This window comes from Streptomyces sp. NPDC030840, assembly GCF_055572015.1.
In genome coordinates this window covers 438,880-462,297 of sequence record NZ_JBVIEE010000004.1, presented here as the reverse complement: position 1 = coordinate 462,297, position 23,418 = coordinate 438,880, and the positions used below count along the sequence as shown (strand labels likewise).

General features: G+C 71.7%; 23 protein-coding genes and 1 riboswitch. Of the genes, 14 read left to right on the top strand and 9 right to left on the bottom strand.

What is annotated here, in order from left to right; all coding sequences use genetic code 11:
• Positions 1 to 32 precede the first annotated feature (32 nt).
• From macS to ACZ49J_RS12425, 3 genes are all read left to right on the top strand, one after another.
• On the top strand, positions 33 to 1,313 hold the full coding sequence (macS, locus tag ACZ49J_RS12435) for a MacS family sensor histidine kinase (protein ID WP_467451476.1): 1,281 nt from the start codon (positions 33 to 35) through the stop codon (positions 1,311 to 1,313).
• A 35-nt stretch (positions 1,314 to 1,348) separates the two neighbouring features.
• Complete coding sequence (locus ACZ49J_RS12430) at positions 1,349 to 2,065, top strand: response regulator (RefSeq protein ID WP_467451573.1); 717 nt, start codon at positions 1,349 to 1,351, stop codon at positions 2,063 to 2,065.
• 215 nt (positions 2,066 to 2,280) lie between these two features.
• Complete coding sequence (locus ACZ49J_RS12425; protein WP_467451475.1) at positions 2,281 to 3,309, top strand: 6-phosphofructokinase; 1,029 nt, start codon at positions 2,281 to 2,283, stop codon at positions 3,307 to 3,309.
• 646 nt (positions 3,310 to 3,955) lie between these two features.
• On the opposite strand, the gene ACZ49J_RS12420 is transcribed toward ACZ49J_RS12425, so the two are convergent.
• The gene (locus ACZ49J_RS12420; protein ID WP_467451474.1) at positions 3,956 to 5,851 is read right to left on the bottom strand and encodes an anthranilate synthase family protein; all 1,896 of its coding nucleotides are present in this window, start codon (positions 5,849 to 5,851) and stop codon (positions 3,956 to 3,958) included.
• Between the two features lie 143 nt (positions 5,852 to 5,994).
• Positions 5,995 to 6,057 (bottom strand): trp operon leader peptide, encoded by a 63-nt coding sequence (locus tag ACZ49J_RS12415; protein ID WP_152788727.1) that lies wholly within the window; start codon positions 6,055 to 6,057, stop codon positions 5,995 to 5,997.
• Between the two features lie 160 nt (positions 6,058 to 6,217).
• On the opposite strand from ACZ49J_RS12415, the gene ACZ49J_RS12410 reads away from it, so the two are divergent.
• Together ACZ49J_RS12410 and ACZ49J_RS12405 are read left to right on the top strand one after the other, a co-directional pair.
• A complete protein-coding gene (locus ACZ49J_RS12410) occupies positions 6,218 to 7,570 on the top strand; it encodes a class II 3-deoxy-7-phosphoheptulonate synthase (protein WP_467451473.1) in 1,353 nt (450 codons plus the stop codon).
• Positions 7,571 to 7,730: 160 nt separating this feature from the next.
• Positions 7,731 to 7,991 (top strand): (2Fe-2S)-binding protein, encoded by a 261-nt coding sequence (locus ACZ49J_RS12405; protein WP_467451472.1) that lies wholly within the window; start codon positions 7,731 to 7,733, stop codon positions 7,989 to 7,991.
• 15 nt (positions 7,992 to 8,006) lie between these two features.
• Here the strand turns inward: ACZ49J_RS12405 and bfr are convergent, their stop codons facing one another.
• Complete coding sequence (gene bfr, locus ACZ49J_RS12400) at positions 8,007 to 8,486, bottom strand: bacterioferritin (RefSeq protein WP_467451471.1); 480 nt, start codon at positions 8,484 to 8,486, stop codon at positions 8,007 to 8,009.
• Between the two features lie 174 nt (positions 8,487 to 8,660).
• Between bfr and ACZ49J_RS12395 the strand changes: the two genes are divergently transcribed.
• Entirely contained in the window at positions 8,661 to 9,332 is a 672-nt protein-coding gene (locus ACZ49J_RS12395) for a sulfite oxidase-like oxidoreductase (protein ID WP_467451470.1), read from the top strand.
• Between the two features lie 38 nt (positions 9,333 to 9,370).
• On the opposite strand, the gene ACZ49J_RS12390 is transcribed toward ACZ49J_RS12395, so the two are convergent.
• Entirely contained in the window at positions 9,371 to 9,910 is a 540-nt protein-coding gene (locus ACZ49J_RS12390) for a DUF4396 domain-containing protein (protein WP_467451469.1), read from the bottom strand.
• A gap of 319 nt (positions 9,911 to 10,229) precedes the next feature.
• On the opposite strand from ACZ49J_RS12390, the gene ACZ49J_RS12385 reads away from it, so the two are divergent.
• The 5 genes from ACZ49J_RS12385 to ACZ49J_RS12365 all read left to right on the top strand — a co-directional run bounded on the left by ACZ49J_RS12385 (position 10,230) and on the right by ACZ49J_RS12365 (position 15,663).
• Entirely contained in the window at positions 10,230 to 10,910 is a 681-nt protein-coding gene (locus ACZ49J_RS12385; protein WP_467451468.1) for a Crp/Fnr family transcriptional regulator, read from the top strand.
• Between the two features lie 157 nt (positions 10,911 to 11,067).
• The gene (locus ACZ49J_RS12380) at positions 11,068 to 11,835 is read left to right on the top strand and encodes a nucleotidyl cyclase domain-containing protein (RefSeq protein WP_467451467.1); all 768 of its coding nucleotides are present in this window, start codon (positions 11,068 to 11,070) and stop codon (positions 11,833 to 11,835) included.
• Entirely contained in the window at positions 11,832 to 14,069 is a 2,238-nt protein-coding gene (locus ACZ49J_RS12375; protein ID WP_467451466.1) for a hypothetical protein, read from the top strand. The genes ACZ49J_RS12380 and ACZ49J_RS12375 overlap by 4 nt, the downstream gene beginning before the upstream one ends.
• Positions 14,066 to 15,160, top strand: coding sequence for a hypothetical protein (locus tag ACZ49J_RS12370; protein ID WP_467451465.1), 1,095 nt, complete (start codon positions 14,066 to 14,068; stop codon positions 15,158 to 15,160). The genes ACZ49J_RS12375 and ACZ49J_RS12370 overlap by 4 nt, the downstream gene beginning before the upstream one ends.
• A complete protein-coding gene (locus tag ACZ49J_RS12365; protein WP_467451464.1) occupies positions 15,157 to 15,663 on the top strand; it encodes a Pycsar system effector family protein in 507 nt (168 codons plus the stop codon). The genes ACZ49J_RS12370 and ACZ49J_RS12365 overlap by 4 nt, the downstream gene beginning before the upstream one ends.
• 15 nt (positions 15,664 to 15,678) lie before the next feature.
• On the opposite strand, the gene ACZ49J_RS12360 is transcribed toward ACZ49J_RS12365, so the two are convergent.
• The 5 genes from ACZ49J_RS12360 to thiO form a co-directional block, all read right to left on the bottom strand.
• Entirely contained in the window at positions 15,679 to 16,548 is an 870-nt protein-coding gene (locus ACZ49J_RS12360; protein ID WP_467451463.1) for a deoxyribonuclease IV, read from the bottom strand.
• 214 nt (positions 16,549 to 16,762) lie between these two features.
• A complete protein-coding gene (gene pknB, locus ACZ49J_RS12355; protein ID WP_467451462.1) occupies positions 16,763 to 18,679 on the bottom strand; it encodes a Stk1 family PASTA domain-containing Ser/Thr kinase in 1,917 nt (638 codons plus the stop codon).
• 188 nt (positions 18,680 to 18,867) lie between these two features.
• Positions 18,868 to 19,662, bottom strand: coding sequence for a thiazole synthase (locus ACZ49J_RS12350; RefSeq protein WP_467451461.1), 795 nt, complete (start codon positions 19,660 to 19,662; stop codon positions 18,868 to 18,870).
• 3 nt (positions 19,663 to 19,665) lie between these two features.
• A complete protein-coding gene (gene thiS / locus ACZ49J_RS12345) occupies positions 19,666 to 19,875 on the bottom strand; it encodes a sulfur carrier protein ThiS (RefSeq protein ID WP_467451460.1) in 210 nt (69 codons plus the stop codon).
• Entirely contained in the window at positions 19,872 to 21,038 is a 1,167-nt protein-coding gene (thiO, locus tag ACZ49J_RS12340; RefSeq protein WP_467451459.1) for a glycine oxidase ThiO, read from the bottom strand. The genes thiS and thiO overlap by 4 nt, the downstream gene beginning before the upstream one ends.
• A riboswitch (TPP riboswitch) is annotated at positions 21,036 to 21,147 on the bottom strand. (Overlaps the previous gene by 3 nt.)
• Positions 21,148 to 21,197: 50 nt before the next feature.
• Between thiO and ACZ49J_RS12335 the strand changes: the two genes are divergently transcribed.
• The 3 genes from ACZ49J_RS12335 to ACZ49J_RS12325 all read left to right on the top strand — a co-directional run bounded on the left by ACZ49J_RS12335 (position 21,198) and on the right by ACZ49J_RS12325 (position 23,310).
• On the top strand, positions 21,198 to 21,602 hold the full coding sequence (locus tag ACZ49J_RS12335) for an avidin-fold protein (protein WP_467451458.1): 405 nt from the start codon (positions 21,198 to 21,200) through the stop codon (positions 21,600 to 21,602).
• Positions 21,603 to 21,634: 32 nt separating this feature from the next.
• A complete protein-coding gene (locus ACZ49J_RS12330; RefSeq protein WP_467451457.1) occupies positions 21,635 to 22,858 on the top strand; it encodes an NAD(P)/FAD-dependent oxidoreductase in 1,224 nt (407 codons plus the stop codon).
• Positions 22,859 to 22,944: 86 nt separating this feature from the next.
• Positions 22,945 to 23,310, top strand: coding sequence for an Rv2175c family DNA-binding protein (locus ACZ49J_RS12325; protein ID WP_467451456.1), 366 nt, complete (start codon positions 22,945 to 22,947; stop codon positions 23,308 to 23,310).
• The last annotated feature ends 108 nt before the right edge of the window (positions 23,311 to 23,418 follow it).

The window sequence follows — 23,418 nt, the reverse complement described above, 5'->3', positions numbered from 1 at the left end:
CCCGGAGGCGGACAACCGGAAAGAGGGGGGACATGCCCGGGCGCGAGAGAGTCATGAGGATGTCGGTCGAGCAGCCGCTGTGGCGTGCCCTGACCGGCTACCGCATCCTGACGATGCTGTACGCGATCGGTCTCTACGTCAGCGCGCACGACAAGTTCGAGCGCCCCTGGGTGGCCGTCGCCTACTACGCGGTGCTCGTCGTGTGGACGCTGGCCACCCTCCCCAAGGTCGCGAACGCGGCCAACTGCACCAAGTGGTTCCTCGCCGTCGACCTCACCATCGCGCTCGTCGGCATCCTGCTCACCCGCGTCGCCGACGCACCTGAGCGGATCGAGGCCGGCGGCCCCACCCTGCCGTCGATATGGACCGCGGGCGCCGTCCTGGCCTTCGCGGTCAAGGGCGGCTGGCGCTGGGCGGCCTTCGCCTCCACACTCGTGGCCGCCGCCAACATCATCCAGCGCGGCGCCCCCACCCGCGACACCATCCACAACGTGGTGCTCGTCTGGGTCGCCTCCATCGCCATCGGTTACGTCGTCGAGGTCGCCCGCGCCTCCGAGCGCACCCTCGCCCGTGCCCTGGAGATCGAGGCCGCGACCCGTGAGCGGGAGCGGCTGGCCCGGGACATCCACGACAGCGTGCTCCAGGTCCTCGCCATGGTGCAGCGGCGCGGCACCGCGCTCGGCGGTGAGGCCGCGGAGCTGGGCCGGCTGGCGGGCGAGCAGGAGGTCGCCCTGCGCACCCTGGTGTCCGGCGGGCTCGTCCCGGTCTCGCGCGTCTCGGAGGACGCGGCCCAGGGAGCGGTCGTACGGGTGGTGGAGGAGCCGGACAGTCCGGACGACCCGAACGCGCCGGACGGGCAGACGCATCCGGTCGACCTGCGCGCGCTCCTCGCCCCCTACGCCGGCTCCAGGGTCACCCTCTCCGAACCGGGGGCCCCGGTGTGCCTCGCCCCGCTCACCGCGCGCGAGCTGGCCGCGGCCGTCGGCGCGGCCCTGGACAATGTCCGCAAGCACGCCGGGGACAGCGCCAGTGCCTGGATCCTTGTGGAGGACGAGCCGGACGAGGTGATCGTGACCGTACGGGACGACGGCCCGGGCATCCCGGAGGGGCGGCTCGCCCAGGCCGAGGGAGAGGGACGGCTCGGGGTGGCCCTGTCCATCAGGGGCCGGCTGCGCGACATCGGCGGAACGGCCGACCTGATCTCGGTCCCGGGACAGGGCACGGAGGTGGAACTGAAGGTCCCCAAGGACCCGCAGGGCCGGAAAGACACGAAGCACACGAAGGACGCACGGGGGAAGGCGGAGAAGCGGTGACGGAGAGCAGGGACACGGAGAGCAGGGACGCACGGATGGCCGGGACCTCCGGGGCGTCCGGGGAACGGTCCCAGCGGGACCCCATCAAGGTCATGGTGGTCGACGACCACCCCATGTGGCGCGATGCCGTCGCCCGCGACCTGACCGAGTCGGGCTTCGACGTGGTCGCCACGGCCGGCGATGGTGAGCAGGCGGTTCGCCGCGCCCAGGCCGCCGCGCCCGACGTCCTCGTGCTGGACCTGAACCTGCCGGCCAAGCCCGGGGTGCAGGTGTGCAAGGAACTCGTGGGCGCGAACCCGGCGCTGCGGGTCCTCGTCCTCTCGGCCAGTGGTGAGCACGCGGACGTGCTGGAGGCCGTGAAGTCCGGGGCGACCGGCTACCTCCTCAAGTCGGCCTCCACCGAGGAGCTGATCGACGCCGTGCGCCGCACGGCCGTCGGTGACCCCGTGTTCACGCCGGGGCTCGCGGGCCTGGTCCTCGGCGAGTACCGCCGCCTCGCCTCCGAACCGGACCCCGCCCTGTCCGCCGGGGCGGAAGCCGACAGGCCCAGGGCGCCGCAGCTCACCGACCGCGAGACCGAGGTGCTCAGGCTGGTCGCCAAGGGCCTGAGCTACAAGCAGATCGCGGAACGCCTGGTCATCTCGCACCGCACCGTCCAGAACCATGTGCAGAACACCCTCGGCAAGCTGCAGTTGCACAACCGCGTGGAGCTGGTCCGCTATGCCATAGAGCGGGGCCTCGACGGCGCGTAAACAATCCGATACACCCGGATGAGTGAACCCAACTTGATCAACTCACCCACAATTCACCGGAATTGACCTTCCGCCCCATGCCGAAGTGACCTGGATCACTATTAGCGTGGCTGACGTCAGGTGTGGCGCGTCGGCGACGCGCGTCAGGCACGCGCATGTCGATCAGGCGGCCATTCAGGCAGCCATCAGGCAGCGTTCGGCGAAGGGACATTTCCATGCGGGTCGGAGTACTGACCGGAGGCGGCGACTGCCCCGGGCTCAACGCCGTCATCCGGGGCATCGTCCGCAAGGGCGTGCAGGAGTACGGCTATGACTTCGTCGGTTTCCGGGACGGCTGGCGGGGTCCGCTCGAGAACGACACCGTGCGGCTGGACATCCCCGCGGTGCGCGGCATCCTGCCGCGCGGCGGCACCATCCTCGGTTCTTCGCGGACCAACCCCCTCAAGCAGGACGACGGCATCCGCAGGATCAAGGAGAACCTCGCGAAGCAGGAGGTCGAGGCGCTCGTCGCGATCGGCGGCGAGGACACCCTGGGGGTGGCCGCGCGCCTCACGGACGAGTACGGCGTCCCGGTGGTCGGCGTCCCGAAGACGATCGACAACGACCTCTCGGCCACGGACTACACCTTCGGTTTCGACACGGCGGTCGGCATCGCCACGGAGGCGATCGACCGTCTCCACACCACCGCCGAGTCGCACATGAGGGTCCTGGTGGTGGAGGTGATGGGTCGTCACGCCGGCTGGATCGCGCTCCACTCGGGCCTGGCGGGCGGCGCGAACGTCATCCTCATCCCCGAGCAGCGGTTCGACGTCGACCAGGTCTGTGCCTGGGTGACCTCGCGCTTCCGGGCGTCGTACGCGCCGATCGTGGTCGTGGCGGAGGGAGCCATGCCCAAGGACGGTGACATGGTCCTGAAGGACGAGTCCCTCGACTCCTTCGGTCACGTCCGTCTCTCCGGCGTCGGTGAGTGGCTGGCCAAGGAGGTCGAGAAGCGCACCGGCAAGGAGGCCCGCACGACAGTCCTCGGGCATGTCCAGCGAGGCGGCACGCCGAGCGCCTTCGACCGCTGGCTCGCCACCCGTTTCGGGCTGCACGCCATCGAGGCCGTCCGTGACGGGGACTTCGGCAAGATGGTCGCCCTGCGCGGTACCGACATCGTCCGTGTACCCATCGCCGAGGCCACGGCCAAGCTGAAGACGGTCGACCCGAAGCTGTACGAGGAGGTAGGCGTCTTCTTCGGCTGACCCCGGAGCCGACCCGCAGACTCTTCCCCGCCCCCTCCCCAAGGGCTCCGCCCCTCCAGCCCCGCCAAGAGCTCTACGCCCCCGCACCCCCAGGAAGCCGCACCTACGCCCGGCCCCGCCTCGGGCCTACGCCCAACCCCGCCTCGGGCCTACGCCCGGCCCCGCCTCCGGGTCTGCGCCCAACCCCGCCTCCGGGTCTGCGCCCGACTCGGAGACGGGGCCTGCGTCCGGCTCCGAGCTCGATCCTGTGTCCGGCTCCGAGCCCGAGCGGGTCTGGCTCCGGAGCTGGGCGTGTGTCCGGCTCCGCCTCCGGGCCTGCGTCCGGCCGCGAGCCCGGGCCTGCGTCCGGCTCCGAGCTCGATCCTGTGTTCGACTCTGGGTCCGGCTCCGAGCCCGAGCGGGTCTGGCTCCGGAGCTGGGCGTGTGTCCGGCTCCGCCTCCGGGTCTGCGCCCGGCTCCGAACCCGGGTCTGCGCTCCTGTTACCCGTTGGTCCCGAGTACGGGGATGCGGCCCCGGGGGCCGTTCTTCGGGGCTTCGCCCCGGACCCGTTTCGGGGGGGGGCGGGGCGGCTCTCGGGGGCCCCGGCTTCTCGAACACCGGACGGGCTGAGTCTCTCAGCCCGTCCGGCGTTCGCGGACGAGGCCGTCAGGCCGACAGCGGGGGTTTGGGGGCGGAGCCCTCAGGGGTGGGACGGGTAAGGGCGGCGGGGGCGATCAACTCCCTTACCACCACCGCACCGTTCAGCGTCAACACCGACTCCGGATGAAACTGAACCCCGGCGAACCCGGGCCCCCGCACCGCATGCACCTCACCGTTCGCGGCACGGCTCACCTCCACCCCGTGCGCCCCCAGCTCCTCCGCCGACTCGTCATCGCAGTACGCCACGAAGCTGTTGTAGAAACCGACCGTCTCCACCCTCCCGAACAGATCGATCTCCGTCTGGGCCCCCTGGTACGGCACCGCCTTCCGCACGATCTCCAGCCCCAACTCCGCCGCGATCAGCTCATGACCGAGGCAGACACCGAGAACACCGTGCCGGTGCCCCCGCACGACATCCGCCGTCAGCCCCCGCAGGAACCGCATCTTGGGGTCGCCCGTGTCGGACGGGTCCCCCGGCCCGGGCCCCAGCACGACAGGCCCCTCGTGCGCGAGCACCGCCTCCCGCAGCCCCGGCTCGTCGTACCGCCGCACCGTCACCTCCAGCCCGGACGACCGCAGCACATGCCCGAGCATCGCGGTGAACGTGTCCTCGCCGTCCACGACGAGGGCGTGGCCCGCGAGCACGTCGGACCGCTCCTGCATCCGCAGCCAGAACGGCGCCAGCGAGGCCCGCCGGCCGTCGAGCGCCGCCCGCACCCGGGGATCGTCCGACAGCCGCGGCCGCACCCGCTCCTGAGAGGGGCGGCCGGAACGTACACCCAGCGCGGCCAGCACACCCGCCGCCTTCGCGTGCGTCTCGGCGACCTCGCTGCGAGGGTCGGAGCCCCGGACGAGCGTGGCACCCACCGGCACCCGCAGACGCCCCGCCGCGTCGATGTCGGCGGTCCGGATGAGGATCGGCGAGTCCAGCGTCTGCGTCCCACCCGCGTCCCGGCCCACCAGTGCCAGCGCGCCCGCGTAGTAGCCGCGCCCGCCCGTCTCGTGCCGCTCGATGACCCGGCACGCGTTCTGCACGGGCGATCCCGTGACGGTGGCCGCGAACATCGTCTCCCGCAGCACGTCCCGTACGTCAAGGGACGACCGCCCCCGCAACTCGTACTCGGTGTGGGCGAGATGGGCCATCTCCTTCAGCCGCGGCCCGATCACCACCCCGCCCATGTCGCCGACCGTGCACATCATCTTGAGTTCCTCGTCGACGACCATGGAGAGTTCCTCGATCTCCTTGCCGTCGGCGAGGAAGTCCAGCAGGTGCTCCGGCGTCGGGCCCTCGGCCGGGTAGCGGTACGTCCCGCTGATCGGGTTCATCACGACCGTCCCGCCGGACATGCGGACGTGCACCTCCGGGCTCGCCCCCACCAGCGTGCGCTCACCGGTGTGCACCACGAACGTCCAGTAGGCACCCCGCTCACCCTCCAGCAGCCGCCGGAAGAGCGCCAGGGCGTCGGCGCGCCCGAACCCCGGGATCTCGCCCTCGTACGTCCGCCGGATCACGAAGTTCGCGCCCTCGCCCTGGCCGATCTCCTCGCGCAGCACCCGCCCGACGATCCCGGCGTACTCCTCGTCCGCCACGTCGAAGCCGCCGCCCTCGACCCGTACGTCGTGCGTGGGCAGGCCCTCCAGTACGTCGGCGAGCGGGATCCCGTACCGCTCCTCGGGAGTCAGCACCGACAGGGGTGTGCCGTCGTCGCGGACGTCGAAGCCGCGCTCGCGGATCTGGCGGAAGGGGATGAGCGCCAGGCCCTCGTCCGGGAGGTCGGCCAGCCGCTCGCAGGTGGATACCGGGCCGAGGAGGAGTTCCACCACGCCGTGGTCGCGGCCCGGGGTGCGGCGGCGCAGCAGGGCGAAGGGACGGGGATCGGCCAGCAGGTCGGGCAGGTTCATGGGTCCGGTTCCTTCTCTCGGTGCTCTCAGCGCTCTCAGCGCTGAGGGAGATCAGTGGGATCTGCGGGAGAGGAACGACCCTGGTGCCGAAACGCCGAAGGCCGCCCCTCGGGCGGCCTTCGCGAAGTGGTGCGTACGCGCAGTCAGTGGGCCGCCGGATGAGCGGTCCACCACCAGTTCTGGTTCTGGGTCGAGTGCGCGAACATGCGCCACACCGTACCCCATGCGCCGTGCCCCGCACGGCCGGAACCCGCCGCTTCGACCGGGCGGCCGAGCGCTTCGACCGAGCGCCCCGATCGAGCGGGGTTCGTCTCACTTGATGGGCATGGGGATGGACGCCGGACACAACCCCGTAATGTGGGCGTCGTGACCGTGAACGCTAAGTCCAGCGCGAGCGCTGGCAACACCTGGCGAGACCTGCCCGCGGCGCAGCAGCCCGAGTACCCCGACACCGAGGCTCTGCGCGCAGTGATCGCGGACCTCGAGTCGTATCCGCCGCTCGTCTTCGCGGGCGAGTGCGACCAGCTGCGCGCCCGGATGGGAGCCGTCGCCAAGGGCGAGGCGTTCCTGCTCCAGGGCGGCGACTGCGCCGAGGCCTTCGACGCGGTGTCCGCCGACCACATCCGCAACAAGCTCAAGACGCTGCTCCAGATGGGCGCGGTGCTCACCTACGCGGCCTCCGTGCCGGTCGTGAAGGTCGGCCGGATCGCGGGGCAGTACTCCAAGCCGCGCTCCAAGCCGACCGAGACCCGCGACGGCGTGACGCTCCCGACCTACCGGGGCGACTCCGTCAACGGCTTCGACTTCACCGAGGCCGCGCGCGTCCCGGACCCCGAGCGCCTGAAGCGGATGTACCACGCGTCCGCCTCGACGCTGAACCTGGTGCGCGCCTTCACCACGGGCGGCTACGCCGACCTGCGCCAGGTGCACGCCTGGAACCAGGACTTCGTGAAGTCGTCCCCGTCCGGGCAGCGCTACGAGCAGCTCGCGCGCGAGATCGACAACGCGCTCAACTTCATGCACGCCTGCGGGGCCGACCCGGAGGAGTTCAAGACCGTCGAGTTCTTCTCCTCCCACGAGGCGCTGCTGCTCGACTACGAGTCGGCGCTGACCAGGGTCGACTCGCGTACGGGCCACCTGTACGACGTGTCGGCGCACATGGTGTGGATCGGCGAGCGCACCCGGCAGCTGGACCACGCGCACATCGAGTTCGCCTCGAAGATCCGCAACCCGATCGGCATCAAGCTCGGCCCGAGCACGACGGCCGAGGAGGCGCTGCAGTACATCGAGCGTCTCGACCCCGAGCGCGAGCCGGGCCGGCTGACCTTCATCGTCCGCATGGGCGCCGACAAGGTCCGCGACAAGCTGCCCGAGCTGGTCGAAAAGGTCACCGCCTCGGGCGCGACCGTGGCCTGGGTGACCGATCCGATGCACGGCAACACCTTCGAGGCGGCCTCCGGTCACAAGACCCGCCGCTTCGACGACGTGCTCGACGAGGTCAAGGGCTTCTTCGAGGTCCACAAGAGCCTCGGTACCCATCCTGGCGGCATCCACGTGGAGCTGACCGGTGACGACGTCACCGAGTGCGTGGGCGGCGGCGACGAGATCTTCGTCGACGACCTGCACCAGCGCTACGAGACGGCCTGCGACCCCCGGCTCAACCGCAGCCAGTCGCTCGACCTGGCGTTCCTCGTCGCCGAGATGTACAGGGACCAGTGACGGGTTCACCTGTTACCGGTTGTTTTCAGCCATGAAGTGGGGCGCGGATCACATACGATCCGCGCCCCACTCCACTTTTGCGGCCCCGACGGGACGGGTAAGGTTAGGTTAGCCTCACCGATCAAGCGGGAGGGCGACCGTTGACCCATCCCGGCGGGAGGTGAACCGCGTGTACGTCTGCAGTTGCTTCGGCGTCACCGAGCAGCAGGTCAAGCGGCACGCGGAGGACGGTGCCTGCACCCCCCGGCAGATCGCGTCCGCGTGCAAGGCCGGTACCGACTGCGGTTCGTGCGTACGCCGTATTCAGGCGATCCTCGGCCGGGGGTCGTGCCCCCGCCGGGACCTGGCCGACGCGGGCCGGCCGGTACTGTCGGAGCTCGAAGGGGTCGACGGGCTCGACGGGCTCAAGGAAGCCGCCTAGCTCCGACGAATCCGCCTAGCTCTCCGGCTGCTCGATCAGCTGGGCGATGTAGAGCGCCTCGCCGAGCTTCTCCACCAGTTCCAGCTGGGTGTCGAGGTAGTCGATGTGGTGCTCCTCGTCCGCGAGGATCGACTCGAAGATGTTCGCGGACGTCACGTCACCCTTGTTGCGCATCACCTCGATGCCGCGCCTGAGCCGGTCGATCGCCTCGACCTCGATCTGCCGGTCGGCCTGGAACATCTCGGTGACCGTCTGCCCGACCCGCACGTGGAACAGCCGCTGGTAGTTCGGCAGGCCCTCAAGGAACAGGATCCGGTCGGTGAGCACCTCCGCGTGCTTCATCTCGTCGAACGACTCGGCGCGCGTGTACTTCGCGAGCTTGGTCCAGCCGAAGTTCTCCTGCATCTTCGCGTGCAGGAAGTACTGGTTGATCGCGGTGAGCTCGGCGGTCAGCTGCTCGTTGAGGAATTCGATGACCTCGGGGTCGCCCTGCATCGCAGAGGCTCCTTCCAAGCGGGGGGACTGGCAGGTGCGCCGCATGATTCCACCGAGGTCCGGGCCCCGTCCAGTAAGTGCACGCTTAGTAAGTAAGGGCACACTTAGTCCAATTTGTCCGAGTCGAGGTGGGGTGGGTCATCTCCGCCGCTCGGGGTCTGTCAGGATGGAGTCATGGGCCAGCCGGTGGAACGCGAATCTGGAGATCGCTCGTCTCGCGCATCCGGAGACCGCGCGTCGGCGGGCGCGGAGCAGCCGCAGCTTCCGCCGGGCCAGCGACTGCAGCGCGGCTGGCCGGTCACGCACTACGGACCCGTACCCAAGTTCCGCTCCGAACGCTGGGACTTCCGCGTCTTCGGTGCCACCGCCGACAGTGAGAAGCGCTCCTGGACGCACGAGGAGTTCACGGCCCTGCCCCACGCCACGGTCGTGGCCGATCTGCACTGCGTCACGAAGTACAGCATGCTGGGCGCCGAATGGGGCGGGGTTCCCGCCCGTACGATCCTTCGGATCGCGCCGCCCGCGCCCTCCGTCACCCATGTCATGGTGTGGGCGGAGTACGGCTACAGCTCCAACCTCCGGCTCGACGACTTCGCCTCCGAGCGCACGATCTTCGCCACCCACAAGGACGGTGAGCTGCTCACCGCGGAGCACGGCTTCCCGCTGCGGCTCGTCGTGCCCCACCTGTACGCCTGGAAGGGCCCCAAGTGGGTCCGCGGCGTGGAGTACATGACCGCCGACCGGCGCGGCTTCTGGGAGGAGCGCGGCTACCACAACCTCGGCGATCCCTGGCGGGAGCAGCGCTACTCGTACCAGGAAGAGCCCGGGGACGGCCCCGAGCTCTGATTCCTGGCATCCGGTGACGCCTGGCGTTCTTTCTGGCGTCAGTGGTGGTACTGGTGCACCACCGCGTGGCCCTTGCCCCGGCCGATCATCCACTTGTTGACCGGTGTCGTCACCAGGAACGCGATCGCGAAGGCCAGGGCGAGCGCCCACCAGAAGAAGGCGTCGGAGAGGTGGGCGTCCATCGCGCCCGGGACCAGCAGGAGCACGCCGTTGTCGACCAGCTCCATCACGGCGATGGAGACGGTGTCCGCGGCGAGCGCGACACCGATCGCGGCCTTCAGGGGCAGGCCCGCCCTCGTGACGGCGTACAGCGTGAACGAGTAGCCGAAGAAGAAGGCCAGGGCGATGGCGAGGATCATCGTCGGCGCGTTGTGCCAGGCCAGCGCCGTGCCGATCACCATGCCGAGGATCTCGCCGATGGCGCAGCCGGTGAGGCAGTGGAGGGTGGCCTTGGCGGCGGTGCCCCAGGTGGTGGCGCCGGGGGTGTGCGCGTGTTCCCCGTGGGTGTGTCCCTCGTGCACGTGTCCCTCGTGCGCGTGTTCCTCATGGGTGTGGTGCGCGTGTGCGCCGTGCTCCATGGTGGCCCCCAATGCAGAGTGGCGGTTCCTGTCGTCGCACGGGAAACCGTATACCCCCTGGGGGTATTCCTCAACAGGGTCGCGTGACGCGGTCTCAGGTGCCGTGACGTTTCCGTGGCGATCCTTGGGAGCGCGGTCGCATTCCGGTAACGGGCGGTGCCTCGGTGTACGCAGGGCGCTACTCTTGGAACCTTGCCTGGCGGGCGGCGACGTGCGAAGGCACGTCTGTGAGGCCCGCGGTAATTCCGCTTGCGGTAGTCGGTCGGGGGAAAGCGGTCGGGGGACGACGGTGGGGCTGTTCGGAGAGCGCCATACCTTCATGGGGGGACTGGGGCCGGCGGATCGCGAGGCGCTGGCAGGTATCGGCACCCGGCACCCGTACCCGCCCCAGGCCACGATGCTGGCCGAAGGCGAACGCACGACGTTCGCGGTGGTCATCCTGTCCGGCTGGTGCACGGTGTGGACGGCGACCGAACGCGGCGGCCGGCTGATCCTGGGCCTGCGGCAGGCCGGTGAGGTCGTGGGTGACATGGCAGCCCTCGACGGCCGCCCACGCAGCGCTTCGGTGAGCTCCCTCGGCCCCGTGACCGGGCTGGTCGTCCCCGGCGAACGGTTCCGCCGCTATCTCGCGGCCCGGCCGCACGCCCACGCGCTGGTGGTGAGCCAGCTCACCGAACGACTGCGCAGCGCGGACCACGAGCGCCGGGCCCTGGCCTCCATGACGGTGCTGCGGCGCCTGTCCGAACGGCTGGTCGAACTCGCGGACCGCACCGGCACGGCGGGGAACGAGGGGGTGACCATCCGGCTGCCCCTGGCCCAGCACGAACTCGCCGCCTCCGTGGGATCCACCCGCGAGGCCGTGGCCAAGGCGCTGCGCCTCCTGCGCGAGCAGGGCCTCGTCCGCACCGGTCCCGGCACCCTCGTCGTCGCCGATCTCGAACCGCTGCGCCTGCTGGCGAGCGGAGAGAACCAGGACAAGGACCCCCAGGGGGCGTGGTGAAACACCCCCCGGAGGGCGGCGGAAACAACGGAAGTCCCGTGCTGTTCACCCGCGCTGTGTAAACGGCTACAGCGGTGACCCACCTGTCCCGGAAGCATCGGAAGAGGCCGCGGTCAGCGGCGGCAGGGCTGTGCGGGGCGGCAGGAAGGAGAGAGCGATGCAGGGGGAAGCCGAGTACGGCTTCATCGTCAATCTGGACACTCAGGGATCGGGCCTGCTGTCCGACTCGGAGAAACCGGAGATGCGGCGCAGGCTGTACGACGTGTCGGGCCAGGCCTTCGAACAGGCCGGCATCAGACCGCCGCGCCTCTACCAGGAGGACCGTGGAGACGGCATCCTCAGCATCCTGACGTCCACCGTCCCGCCCCGGCGGGTGGTGGGCGAGTGGCTGGAGTACCTCCACCAGAACCTCCGCGAGTGCAACGCCGGGCTCAAGGTCCCGCTCCGGCTGCGGGCGGGCATGCACATCGGCCCGGTCACGGCCGACGCCCACGGCCGCTCGGGGCGGGCGGTCGACCTGGCCTGCCGGCTGGGCGACTGCGACACGGCGAAGGCGGTGCTCGCGGCGGCACCGGGCTCGCCGCTGGTCGTGGCGGTCTCCGACCGGCTGTACGACGAGGTCGTACGACCCGGGGGCCGCTGGGTGGAACCGCAGCACTACCGCAGTCACGAGGTGGAACTCAAGGAAGGCCGCCGGACCGCCTGGTTCATGGTCCCCGGACTGCCGGAACCGCCGCTGCCGCAGCCGGGCACGGAAAGGCCGGCGCCCCGGACGCCGGACCCCGGCACGACGGCCCGGCCGGAGCGGCCAGGCGTCAGCAACGTGCAGAACAACCAGGGGGGCACGGGCACCTTCATCCAAGCCGGGTGGATCGGCGGCATCAACCAGCACCCGCCCACCCCGCCCGCCGGCGGTGAACGGTGAACGCGCCGAACGCCGCACCCGCGGGCGCGCCCCCCAAGCCAGCCGCCGGCGGCCGCCCGGGACAGCCAGGCAACGACAGGCCACAGCCGGGCGCACGACCGGACCAGTCGCCGCACCACGACGCGGCGGCCGGTCCCGAACCGGCGCAGGCGGACGTCATCGGAGGCTCCGCCGCCGACCCGCTCGCCGAGGAGGGGCTGCCCGGAGCCGCCGCGGCGGCTTCCCGGGTCTACCGGTCGGCGGGTCCGAACCTCGCCTCGCAGCAGGGGGACGGCACCCTCATCAGCTCCGGCAGCATCGGGACCCTCAACGTGTTCGGCCGGCAGGGGACGCGCCTGCTCGCGGGCCCGGTGCCCGAGGACGAACTGCGCGGCCTGCGCCGGGTCTTCCAGGAGCCGGAGGGGTATCGCGAGCTGAAGGAACATCTGCGGTCCGGGCGGCTCCTCGTGCTGTGCGGACAACCCGGGACAGGCCGGGAGTACACCGCGCTGTCCCTGCTGGACGACCTGACCCGCGGCCAGGTCTCCCGGCTCGACCCCCACGCCGACCTCGGGCGGCTCGAGGACGGCCAGATCAGCGAGGGCCACGGGTACGCGCTGAAGCCGACGACCGCCGAACTGCCGGACGAGACCGGCCTCGACCGGCTCTGCGAACTGCTGAGGAAACAGCAGGCGTACGCCGTCCTGCTGGCCACCCCCGAGCCCGGTGACGAACTGTCCCGGGGCGGCCGCTATCACCGCTCCCACCAGCCGGCGGCGGCCGCCGCCGTACTGGAGGGGCACCTGGCCGAAGAACTCGAAGAGGAACCCGCCGACCTGTACCGGCAGGCGCTCGCCCTGGCCGACGACCCGGCGGTGGTGGAGGCCAAGGGCCTGGACGACCTGCGCCCCGCGGAGGCGGCCCGGTTCGCCGGTCTCCTGGCCCGGCACGCGCGGGGCGACCTGACGCGCGCGCAACTCCTCGACGGCTGCCGCGGCTTCGCCAGGGCGCAGGCCGACGAGTGGTTCGCCGGAGGCCTGCGGTCGGACAGCCCACAGCGCCTGCGCGACGCGGCGTACCGGATCGCCGTGGCGGTGCTGGGCGGGGCCTCGCTCAGCACGGTCGCCGAGGCCGCGGAGGTGCTCGCCTGGGAGCTCACCGTCACCGTCGACCCGGAGTCCACACCGGGCCGCCCCCTGTTCAGCGACGGCGTGGGCGCCTGGCTCGCGTCCGCCCGCGCGGTGGAGGAGCCCGGCGTGGAACAGGTCGGGACCGAGGACGTGCCGGTGCGCACCGTACGGTTCGGCGGCAAGGCGCTCGCCCCGGCCGTCCTCGGCCATGTGTGGCGGTACCGGAACAACGTGCGCGGCCCCGTGCTGCGCTGGCTGGCCGGGCTCCTGGAGGACTCCCGCCCCGAGGTCTGGGTGCGTGCTGCCATGGCCGCCGGGGCGCTGTGCGAGCTCGACTGCTCGCACACCGTGCAGGAACTCGTCCGGCCCATGGCCCAGTCCGCCCAGGTGCGCCGCCGTCTCTTCGCCGCCACCGTCCTCGACATGGCCCTCACCTCTCCCGAGGTGGGCACCGCCATCGGGTCGCTGGTCGGCCACTGGGCGCGCCAGGGCGACGAGCACCTGCGCTGGACGGCCGGCGCCGTGCTCGGCCGGGGCCGGGCGACTCCCACGGTCCGGGAGACACTGGACCTGCTGGGCGAAATCGGCGTCTGGAACGAGGGCAGGCTGCGCGCCGACGCGGCCGTCCAGGTCGCCCACTTCGCCGGGGCCCACTGCGACCCCCTGACCTTCCAGCGGATGCGAGCCTGGCTGTCCGACGAGCGGCGGCTCCAGCAGGACCTCGGCCTGCAGAGCACCGTGTTCCTCGCCTCCGTCTCCGTGGTCGACCTGTGGAACCAGCACCCGGACCTCGAAGGCCACGGTGACTGGCCCCTCATGCTGGCCATCGCCGCCGTGCGCCCCGCCCTCGCGGCAGAGCTCGCCGGGCTCCTGTGGACGGCGCTGCAGACGCCGCGCTCCTACGAGGCGGCCCGGGAGGCGCTGTCGGACTGGCTGCGCGGAAGCGCCGGCCGGCCCTGGGAGGAGTACCTGGAACGGTTCCTGCCGCGGCTCGTGCACCGGCAGGACGACCGGGACCGGCTGCTGTCACTGATCAACGAACTGTCCGAAGATCCAGACCATCCACTGAACGACCAGCAGGTCCGCCGCTTGAGGGGCGCGGTCCAGGGAGCGGGTACGCGATGACGCACCACATGTGGGGCCAGCAGCAGTGGCAGCCCCAGAACTGGCAGGGGGAGTTCGTCCTCCCGCACGACCTCAGAGGGCCCTTCGTCACGGAGTTCACGCCCCAAGGCCCGTACCGGCACCGCCACAGCCAGGTGGCGTCGGTGCTCTACTACCGCAACGGCGGGCACAGCGTCGTCACGGTCCGCGGGGCGGAGCACCACAACAAGCCGTTGATGGGCAAGCCCACCTCGGTCTGCTGGGTCGCGCGTGGACAGCACCAGGTGTCCTTCCAGCTGGAGCTGCCCACGTTCGGCGACCGGGCGAGGTTCAAGGCGGGGGCCGACGTCAACTGGGAGGTACGGGACTTCCACTTGGCGGCGGAGAAGCGGGTGGTGGACGTGGAGCGGATGCTCCGCCCGCCGCTGGAGGCCCGGTTGCGCGGGGTCAGCAGGCGGCACAGCCTGGACTCGGCCCAGCAGGCGGACGAGGCGATCCAGGCCGAGCTGGCCAGCGGCCGCTGGAGCGACTTCGGGGCCGATCTGGGCCTCGCCACCCAGGTGTTCATCCGCATCGACCTGGGCCAGGCCGCCGCCGACCACCAGGCCCAGATGGTCGCGGTGGAGAAGGGCAGCGAGGTCCAGCAGGCCATCGACGCCGCCCACAAGGCCCGGATCGACGCGAACATCGCGGCCGCCCGTGAGCTGATCAGCGCGGGCGAGACGGGTCAGTACGCCCACCTCCTGGCCCAGGATCCCAGCCGGGCGCACGAGATCCTGGCCGAGCTCCAGCAGCAGGCGAGGGACCAGCGGAAGGGCGCCCTGGACTACCTGACCAACCTGATCAACCAGGGCATGGTCCAGCGCCACCAGATCGACGACCAGGTGCAGGCACTCATCGACTACGCCCGCACGGTCTCCACCGGCGTCTTCCAGAACGGGCTGCCGCCCGCCCCGACCTCGCTGCCGGCCCCGCCCATACCGCCCGTCCCGCCGCTTCCCCCGGCGGCACACACCGACGCGCCGCCGCTCCCGCCGGCCGCCGAGCCGGAGGACGACGTGCCCGTGGGCTTCACCAAGGACGACCCGGCCGGGCCAGGGGGGCGGGAATGAGCCTGCCGGAATCCGCGGCGCAGTCGGACACCGCCGCGCACTACGTCGCCGAACGGCTGCTGGTCACCGTGCGGGAGGACCTGGGCAGGGCGGACGTGAAGGCGTCCGTGCTGCTCACGGGGGCCGTGGCCGCGCCCGCGCTGGTGCTCGGCGACGGCCGCGCGGTGGACGGCGTCACCGGTGCCGGTCTCGCGCTCCTCGTGGCCGGCGGGGTGCTCTGGGCGGCCGGAACACTGCTGCTGTTCGCGGTGATCGCGCCCCGGACCGGAACCAGGCGGGTGACACCCGGCCCGACGTTCTACGCCGACGGGGTCACCGCTCCTGACCTCGACGCGCTGTGTGCCTCCGTCGCGGAGGCCGGACAGGACCGGGTGCGCTGGCTGCTGACACAGTTTCAGGACGTCAGCGCCATCCTGGCGGCGAAGTACCGCTGGCTGCGATGGTCGATGGCGCTCCTGGGGGCGGGGCTGGCGCTGGCCGCGTACCCCCTGGCGGCGGGCTGACCCGTACGGAGGCCGTCAGCCCTCCCGGAGCTTCTTCAGCCGCTCCACGTCCGTCGCGTGACCCACCTTGCCGCCGGGTGTCTCGATGATCAGCGGGACGCCCTCCGTGGCGGGGTGGGTCATGAGCGCGCGGAACGGGTCCTCGCCGATGTGTCCGGAGCCGATGTTCTCGTGACGGTCCTTGTGGGCGCCGACGACGTCCTTGGAGTCGTTCGCGTGGATCAGCTTGAGCCGGCCCTCGCCGACGGTGTCCACCAGCAGGTCGAGGGTCTGGCGCATCCCGTCGGGCCCGGTCAGGTCGTGGCCCGCGGCGAAGACGTGGCAGGTGTCCAGGCAGACCCCCAGCTTCGGATGGGCGTCGAGTGCCTCGAAGTACGGCGCGAAGTCCCAGGTGCGCGAGCAGAGTGAGGAGCCCTGCCCCGCGGTGGACTCCAGCAGGAGGTGCGGGTCGTCGTCGTGGGTCAGTTCGTCGAGCAGCGGCAGCATGTGTTCGCGGACCTGCTTGAGCGCCTCGGAGCGGTCACGGCCACCGGTCGCGCTTCCGGTGTGGACGACCACGCCGAGGGCGCCGATCTCGCGGCCTCTGCGCAGTGAGTGGCGCAGCGATTCCACCGACTTCTCGACCGTGGCCTCGGTGTGCGAGCCGAAGTTGATCAGGTAGGGGGCGTGGACGTACACGGGTATCGACTCGGCGTCGCACGTCTCGCGGAACGCCTCGTCCTGCCTCGGGTTTCCTGGCGGGGTCGCCCACCCGCGGGGGTTCGCCACGAAGACCTGTACGGTCTCCGCCTTGAGGTCGTGCGCGTAGGTCAGGCCCACGGAGTGCAGCCCACCGGCCACGGGAACGTGGCTTCCCACGGGATTGCGAAGGTACTTGCCGGTCACCTTCTCAGGGTGTCATGTGGCTGGAGAGCGGGGTCCCGCGCCCCCGTAAGGGGCGCGGGGAACTGCGCGACCAGCCACACCCGACCCGCACTGATCAAAAACCCCTGGGGGGTCCGGGGGCGGAGCCCCCCGGTGATGGGACGGGTAGGGGCGGCGGGGGCGAAACAACCCCCGGCCCACCCCCGGAAGCCCCGCCAACCCCCGGAGGGACCCGTCAGCGGATCTGGATCGTGATCGTCGACCCCTTGGGCGCCGTCTTCCCGCCCTTGACCGACTGCTTCCTCACCTCGTCACCGAAGAGCCCGAGGAGCCCCCGGTCCTCCCTGACCTGGAAACCGGCCGCCTCCAGCTTCTGCTTGGCCTCGCCCACGCTGTCGCCCACGACGTCCGGGACCTCGACCATCTCGGGACCCTTGGAGATCGTCAGGGTGATCGTGTCGCCCTGGGCGGCCTCCTCGCCCGCGCCCGGCGACTGCTGGGCGACCAGCCCCCGCTGGAACTCGGAGTTGACCCGCTCCGCGGCGATCCTCACCTTCAGGCCCGCGCCCTCCAGCTCCGCCCTGGCGTCCTGGGCCGACGCGCCCGTGACCTCCGGCACCTCCACCGGCGCGCCCTTGCTGACGGTCAGCGCGACGGCCGACCCGGAGCGGCGCTCGGTGCCGGCCCCCGGCTCCGTACTGATCACCGAGCCGGAGGGGACCTCCTCGCTGAACGACCGTGTGACCTGGCCGGGTTCGAGGCCCTGCTCCTTCAGCCGGGACCTCGCCTCGCTCAGCCGCATGCCCTGCAGGTCGGGCACCTTCACCATCTCGGGGCCCCTGGACACGGTCAGCGTCACCGTGTCGTTGTCCCGGATCCGGGCGCTCGGCTTCGGATCGGTACTGATCACCAGGCCACGCTTGATGGTGTCGTGGAACGCGTACGTGGTCCGCACCTCGAGCCCGGCGGCTTCGATCCGCTTCGTGGCCTGGGCCTCGGTCTGCGTCAGCACCGCCGGAACCTTGGTGAACTGGCCCGAGTTGATGTACCAGACACCGGTACCGGCACCGAGCACGAGCAGGACGGCCACGACGATCGCGAGCGGCCCGCGCCGGGCGACACCGCCGCCGCGCCGCCGGGACGCGACCGGAGGGCTCTCGAACCGGCTCGTCCGGTCCACCCCCTCGTCCTCGTTCACCGGCAACGGCCGCTGCCCCGACAGCGAGCGCGGGATCACGCTCGTCCGGTGCTCGGAGCCCGGGTGGTCCGCGAAGACGGCCTGCGGCGGCACCGCGTCCAGCTGCTCGTCGCTCAGCCCGGCCCGCGCGTCCCGGGTCTGCGCGAGCAGCGCCACCGCGTCGTACGGGCGCAGATCGGGGTTGCGGGCGGTCGCGGAGGCCACCAACTCGTCCAGCTCGTACGGCAGTCCGGGCACCGACGCCGAGGGCGGCGGCACATCCGCGTTGAGCGCCTGGTAGAGCACCTGCGCGGGGGAGTCCCCGGAGTGCGGCTTGCCCCCGGTGAGCATCTCGTAGAGGACGACCCCGCACGCGTACACGTCGACACGGGTGTCGGCCGTGCCGTTCTCCAGCTGCTCCGGGGCGAGGTAGGAGACGGTGCCGAGGACCTGCCCCGTGGTGTTCGTCACCGTGTCCACGGCCCGCACGAGACCGAAGTCCGCCACCTTGACCCGGCCGTCGTCCCCTATCAGGACGTTCTCCGGCTTCATGTCGCGGTGCACGAACCCCGCCCGGTGCGCGGCACCCAGCGCGGCGAGCACCGGCTCCAGGATGTCGAGCGCGGCCCGGGGCTGCAGGGCCCCGCGCTCGCGCAGCACGTCACGCAGGGTGCATCCGGCGACGTACTCCATCGCCAGGTAGACGTACGAACCGTCCGTCCCCTGGTCGAAGACACCCACCACGTTCGGGTGGGAGAGCCGCGCCACCGACTTGGCCTCGCGGATGAAGCGCTCGACGAACGTGCCGTCGGCGGCCAGGGTCGGATGCATCACCTTGAGCGCGAGCACGCGGTCGAGGCGGGTGTCCAGGGCCCGGTAGACCGTGGCCATCCCGCCGACCGCGATCCGCGCGTCGATCCGGTAGCGGCCGTCGAGCACCTGGCCGACAAGCGGGTCCTGAAGGGTCGTGTCCACGCAGGCGAGTGTAGGGGCCGCCACTGTCAGCTCCGTCGGCCACGGGGCGCCGGGGGCGGAATGCAGCAGACCTGTGACTGTCGCGCGACGTCAGCGGGGGCGCATGGGGCACCTTGACGCCCCGGCGACGCGCACCCCTCGCACCGCCTCGGGGCTTCGGGCCCCGGCCCCGGCCCCGAACCGAACCCTCAGAACGCGGGCCTCTCCGGGTCGAGGGCCGCCCGTCCCTCCGTCGGCGACGAGGCCTCGGCGAAGTGGCGCCGCGGAATGCGTCCCGCCCGGTACGCGAGCCGGCCCGCCTCCACCGCGTGCCGCATCCCCTCGGCCATGAGCACGGGCTCCTGCGCCCGGGTCACGGCCGACGCGAGCATCACACCGGCACACCCCAGTTCCATGGCGAGCGCGGCGTCGGACGCGGTGCCCGCTCCCGCGTCCAGGATCACCGGCACGCGCGCGTGCTCCACGATCAGCTGGAAGTTGTGCGGGTTGCGGATGCCGAGCCCGGAGCCGATCGGTGAGCCCAGCGGCATGATCGCGGCACAGCCCGCGTCCTGGAGCTTCCGCGCCAGCACGGGGTCGTCGTTGGTGTACGGCAGCACCGTGAAACCGTCGTCGACCAGGGTCTCGGCGGCGTCCAGCAGCTCGATCGGGTCGGGCAGCAGCGTGCGCTCGTCGGCGATGACCTCCAGCTTCACCAGGTCCGTGCCGAGCGCCTCGCGCGCGAGGCGGGCGGTCAGCACGGCCTCGCCCGCGGTGAAACACCCCGCGGTGTTGGGCAGTACCCGGATGCCCAGCTTCTTCAGCACGGACAGCACCGAGCCGTGCGCCTTCGGGTTCACGCGGCGCATCGCGACCGTCGTCAGTTCCGTGCCGGACGCCACGAGCGCTCGCTCCAGGACGTCGAGGCTGGGCGCTCCGCCCGTGCCCATGATGAGACGGGACGAGTACGTCGTACCGCCGAGGACGAAGGGGTCGTCGGCCATGGGTCAGCCTCCTTGGACGGCGGTGAGGACTTCGACGCGGTCCCCCTCGGAGAGGGGAGTGGACGCCCACCGCGCGCGCGGGACAACGGTTTCGTTGAGCGCGGCGGCGACGCCCGACGGGGCCGCGGTGAGGGTTTCCACGAGAGTGGCGAGAGCGGTGCCCGCGGCGATCTGCCGCCGCTCTCCATTGACGAGGATGTCCACGGTGTTCATGCGGGCTGCTCCGTGAGAGAGGCGGCGGCGAAGCGCCTGGGGGTGAAGTCGCGCGCCTCCTCGGGGAGTTCGCCCGTAGTGAGTGCATGCGCCATGACGTCACCGGTGACCGGTGTGAGGAGGACGCCGTTGCGGTAGTGGCCGGTCGCGAGCAGGAGCCCGTCGCACTCGGTCGGGCCGAGCAGGGGCGCGTTGTCGGGAGAGCCGGGGCGCAGTCCCGCGCGTGTCTCGGTGAGCGGGAGTTCGGTGATGCCGGGGACCAGCTCGTGGGCGTCGCGGAGCAGTTCGTACACCCCGCCCGCGGTGACCGTGGTGTCCCAGCCGAGTTCCTCGCTGGTCGCGCCGACGACCAGTTCGCCGTTCTCGCGGGGCACCAGGTAGACGTGGCTGCCGCGGACCACGGCACGCACGGTCCGGTTCAGGAAAGGGGCGTACCGCTTCGGCACGGCCAGCCGCAGTACCTGCCCCTTCACGGGCCGTACGGGCGGCAGGACGTCGTCCGGGACGCCCGCCAGCCGCCCGCTCAGGCTCCCCGCGGCGAGGACGACCTGCCCGGCGGCCAGGTCGGTGCCGTCGGCCGTCCTGATCCCCGCGGCCCGCTCCCGGACGACACGGAGCCTCTCGGCCCACGTCCGGTGGAAGACCACCCCGGCACGCTCGCAGGCCGCGACGAGAGCCCCGGCGAGCCGTCTCGGGTCGATCTGGTGGTCGCCGTCCACCCGCAGCCCGCCGCGCACGCCCGGCGCGAGCATCGGTTCGAGACGGCGGCAGTCCCGTCCGCTCAGCCACTGGGAGTCCAGCCCCGACCGCTGTTGCAGCGCGTGCAGTTCACGCAGGTGGGCGCGGTCGTCGGCGTCGAGCGCCACCGCCAGCGTGCCGCACTGGCGGTATCCGAGGTCCAGGCCCGTGGCCTGCGTCAGCTCGGCCGCGAAGTCCGGATAGCGGCGCGCGGACGCCAGGTTGAGGCCGAGCAGCGTCTGCTCCCCGTAGTGCAGTTCGGTCACCGCGGCGAGCATCCCGGCCGCCACGCGCGCGGCTCCACCGCCCGGCTCGGGGTCCACGACGGCTGTGGCGAACCCGCGTTGCGCGGCCCTCCACGCCGTCACGAGCCCGATGATGCCGCCCCCGACGACGAGGACGTCTGCTGTACGTGTACGCGACATGGGCGTCCAGCCCCTCCCTTCGCCGGCATGACCCGGATCAGGTTCGTACGGTCGGAGGCCGCCAGCCTCCCTCTCAGCCCGGTGCGTCCGGGCTCCCGCGAGTGCTTACGCTGGCCACCCTAGCCCGTGCCGTTCGCCTCAGTAAGGGAGCCTCAGCCCATGGCCCGCCCGCCCGTCTCCCACCACCACCCTCGAACGAGGGGCTCCGCCCCGCTCTGTAGATCTCTCGACGGTCTCGTCCTCGCCCCCGTCGCGGGCCAGGCCCCAGGTCAGGTCGGCACCCGCACCCGGTTCACGTACCACGAGAAGGACGGCGAGATCTGGGCCGAGTACGCGGGCGGCGATGTCGTACGCGGCCACCTGGTGGGTACCCGTGACGGCGACCGGCTGGACTTCCGGTACGTGCAGCTGAAGCGGGACGGCACGACGTCGTCAGGGCACTGTGTGTCCCTCGTGGCCGAGCTCCCCGACGGACGTGTGCGCCTGGAGGAGAGCTGGGAGTGGGAGTCGCAGCCGGGCAGCGGAACGAGCGTTGTGGAACAGCTCACTGAGCCCGACCGCTGACTGACAGTTCGTCAGGTGTCTATGGTGATCAGGTGAGCGAGCAGACGGAGGCACGAGGGACGCGGCGACGGGTCGTCGTCGTGGGCGCCGGCATGGCCGGGGTGCAGACCGCGGTCGTGCTGCGCGAGAAGGGCTTCACGGGCCCTGTCACCCTGATCGGCGCGGAGCCCCACCAGCCCTACGACCGGCCGCCGCTGTCCAAGGCCGTCCTGCTCGGCAAGGCCGAGGGATCCGCCTTCGACGTCGACTTCGAGGCACTCGGCATCGAGCTCCAGCTCGGCCGCGAGGTGCTGGGCGTGCGCCCCCGGGACCACGAACTGGAAACGGCGACCGGCCCCGTCCCGTACGACGTCCTCGTCCTCGCGACCGGCGCGGAACCCGTCCGGCTGCCGGGCGCCGAGGGCGTGCCCGGAGTGCACCTGCTGCGCACCCTGGACGACGCCGAGCGGCTGCGGCCCGTCCTGGCCCGGCAGCACGACATCGTGGTCGTGGGGGCCGGCTGGATCGGGGCGGAGTTCGCCACGGCCGCGCGTGAGGCGGGCTGTGCGGTGACGGTCGTCGAGGCCGCCGACCGCCCGCTCGCCGGAACCCTCCCCGCCGAGGTGGCGGCCCCCATGGCCGCCTGGTACGCGGACAGCGGGGCGGTCCTGCGCACGCACGCGCGCGTGGACCGCGTCGAGGACGGGACGGTGATCCTGGACGACGGCTCGCGCGTGCCGGCGGGCGCCGTGGTCGTGGGCATCGGGGCCCGCCCGGCGACGGTGTGGCTGAGGGACTCGGGCATCGAGCTCGGCGCGTACGGCGAGGTGGTGGCCGACGACCACCTGCGCACCTCCGCGCCGGACGTCTACGCCGTCGGTGACTGCGCGTCCTTCCCCTCGGGGCGGTACGGCGAACGTCTCCTGGTCCACCACTGGGACAACGCCCTCCAGGGCCCCCGCACGGTGGCCGCCAACATCATCGGCGAGACCCCGGCGCCGTACGACCCGGTGCCGTACTTCTGGTCGGAACAGTTCGGCCGCTTCGTGCAGTACGCCGGCCACCACGCCGCGGCCGACATGACCGTGTGGCGGGGCGACGCCGCGGGTGCCGCCTGGTCGGTGTGCTGGCTGCGTGAGGGACGCCTGGTCGCCCTCCTCGCGGTGGGCCGGCCCCGGGACCTGGCGCAGGGACGGCGGCTGATCGAGGCGGGCACGCCCATGGACCCGGAGCTGCTGGCGGACCCGTCACGCCCGCTGAAGAGCGCGACGGCGTAGCCGATCCCCCCGGTCGGCACACCCCTGACCTGCGCCGGAGGCGGCTCGGCTACCGGCTGTCAGTCCGGGATGGCAGTCTTGATGCCGTGACCGAGATTGACGCAAAGATCGATGCTCTCGTCCCCGCGTGGCTCAACCTCCCCGAGATCGCCGACATGCTCGGCGTCGAGGTGACCCGTGTGCGGCAGCTGGTCAAGGAGGGCCAGCTCATCGCCGTGCGCCGGGGCGAGAACCGCGCGCTGTACGTCCCCGCCGACTTCATCGACGGGGACAAGGTCGTCAAGGGCCTGACCGGCACCCTGACGCTCCTGAGGGACGACGGTTTCACGGTGGAAGAGATGCTGGAGTGGCTCTTCACCCCCGACCCGAGCCTGCCGGGGACCCCGGCCCAGGCCCTGAGGGAGAATCGCGGCACGGAGGTAAAGCGCCGCGCCCAGGCGCTCGCCGTCTGACGCCCGCCGTCCCAGCCCACAACCGACGTTCACGTCCGGTGTGCGGGCCACCGCCCCGGGCCCCGGCCCGGCAGTGGCCCGCACGCCACCGAAGCGCGGCCGTACGCG

Coding starts and splice junctions, on each gene's coding strand:
- ACZ49J_RS12390 (WP_467451469.1), bottom strand. CDS start 9,910: ATGGAGCACGGCGCACACGCGCACCACACCCATGAGGAACACGCGCAC.
- ACZ49J_RS12380 (WP_467451467.1), top strand. CDS start 11,068: ATGCAGGGGGAAGCCGAGTACGGCTTCATCGTCAATCTGGACACTCAG.
- bfr (WP_467451471.1), bottom strand. CDS start 8,486: ATGCAGGGCGACCCCGAGGTCATCGAATTCCTCAACGAGCAGCTGACC.
- ACZ49J_RS12430 (WP_467451573.1), top strand. CDS start 1,349: ATGGCCGGGACCTCCGGGGCGTCCGGGGAACGGTCCCAGCGGGACCCC.
- ACZ49J_RS12385 (WP_467451468.1), top strand. CDS start 10,230: ATGGGGGGACTGGGGCCGGCGGATCGCGAGGCGCTGGCAGGTATCGGC.
- ACZ49J_RS12365 (WP_467451464.1), top strand. CDS start 15,157: ATGAGCCTGCCGGAATCCGCGGCGCAGTCGGACACCGCCGCGCACTAC.
- ACZ49J_RS12350 (WP_467451461.1), bottom strand. CDS start 19,662: ATGGCCGACGACCCCTTCGTCCTCGGCGGTACGACGTACTCGTCCCGT.
- ACZ49J_RS12420 (WP_467451474.1), bottom strand. CDS start 5,851: ATGAACCTGCCCGACCTGCTGGCCGATCCCCGTCCCTTCGCCCTGCTG.
- ACZ49J_RS12370 (WP_467451465.1), top strand. CDS start 14,066: ATGACGCACCACATGTGGGGCCAGCAGCAGTGGCAGCCCCAGAACTGG.
- ACZ49J_RS12335 (WP_467451458.1), top strand. CDS start 21,198: ATGGCCCGCCCGCCCGTCTCCCACCACCACCCTCGAACGAGGGGCTCC.
- ACZ49J_RS12425 (WP_467451475.1), top strand. CDS start 2,281: ATGCGGGTCGGAGTACTGACCGGAGGCGGCGACTGCCCCGGGCTCAAC.
- thiS (WP_467451460.1), bottom strand. CDS start 19,875: ATGAACACCGTGGACATCCTCGTCAATGGAGAGCGGCGGCAGATCGCC.
- ACZ49J_RS12395 (WP_467451470.1), top strand. CDS start 8,661: ATGGGCCAGCCGGTGGAACGCGAATCTGGAGATCGCTCGTCTCGCGCA.
- macS (WP_467451476.1), top strand. CDS start 33: ATGCCCGGGCGCGAGAGAGTCATGAGGATGTCGGTCGAGCAGCCGCTG.
- thiO (WP_467451459.1), bottom strand. CDS start 21,038: ATGTCGCGTACACGTACAGCAGACGTCCTCGTCGTCGGGGGCGGCATC.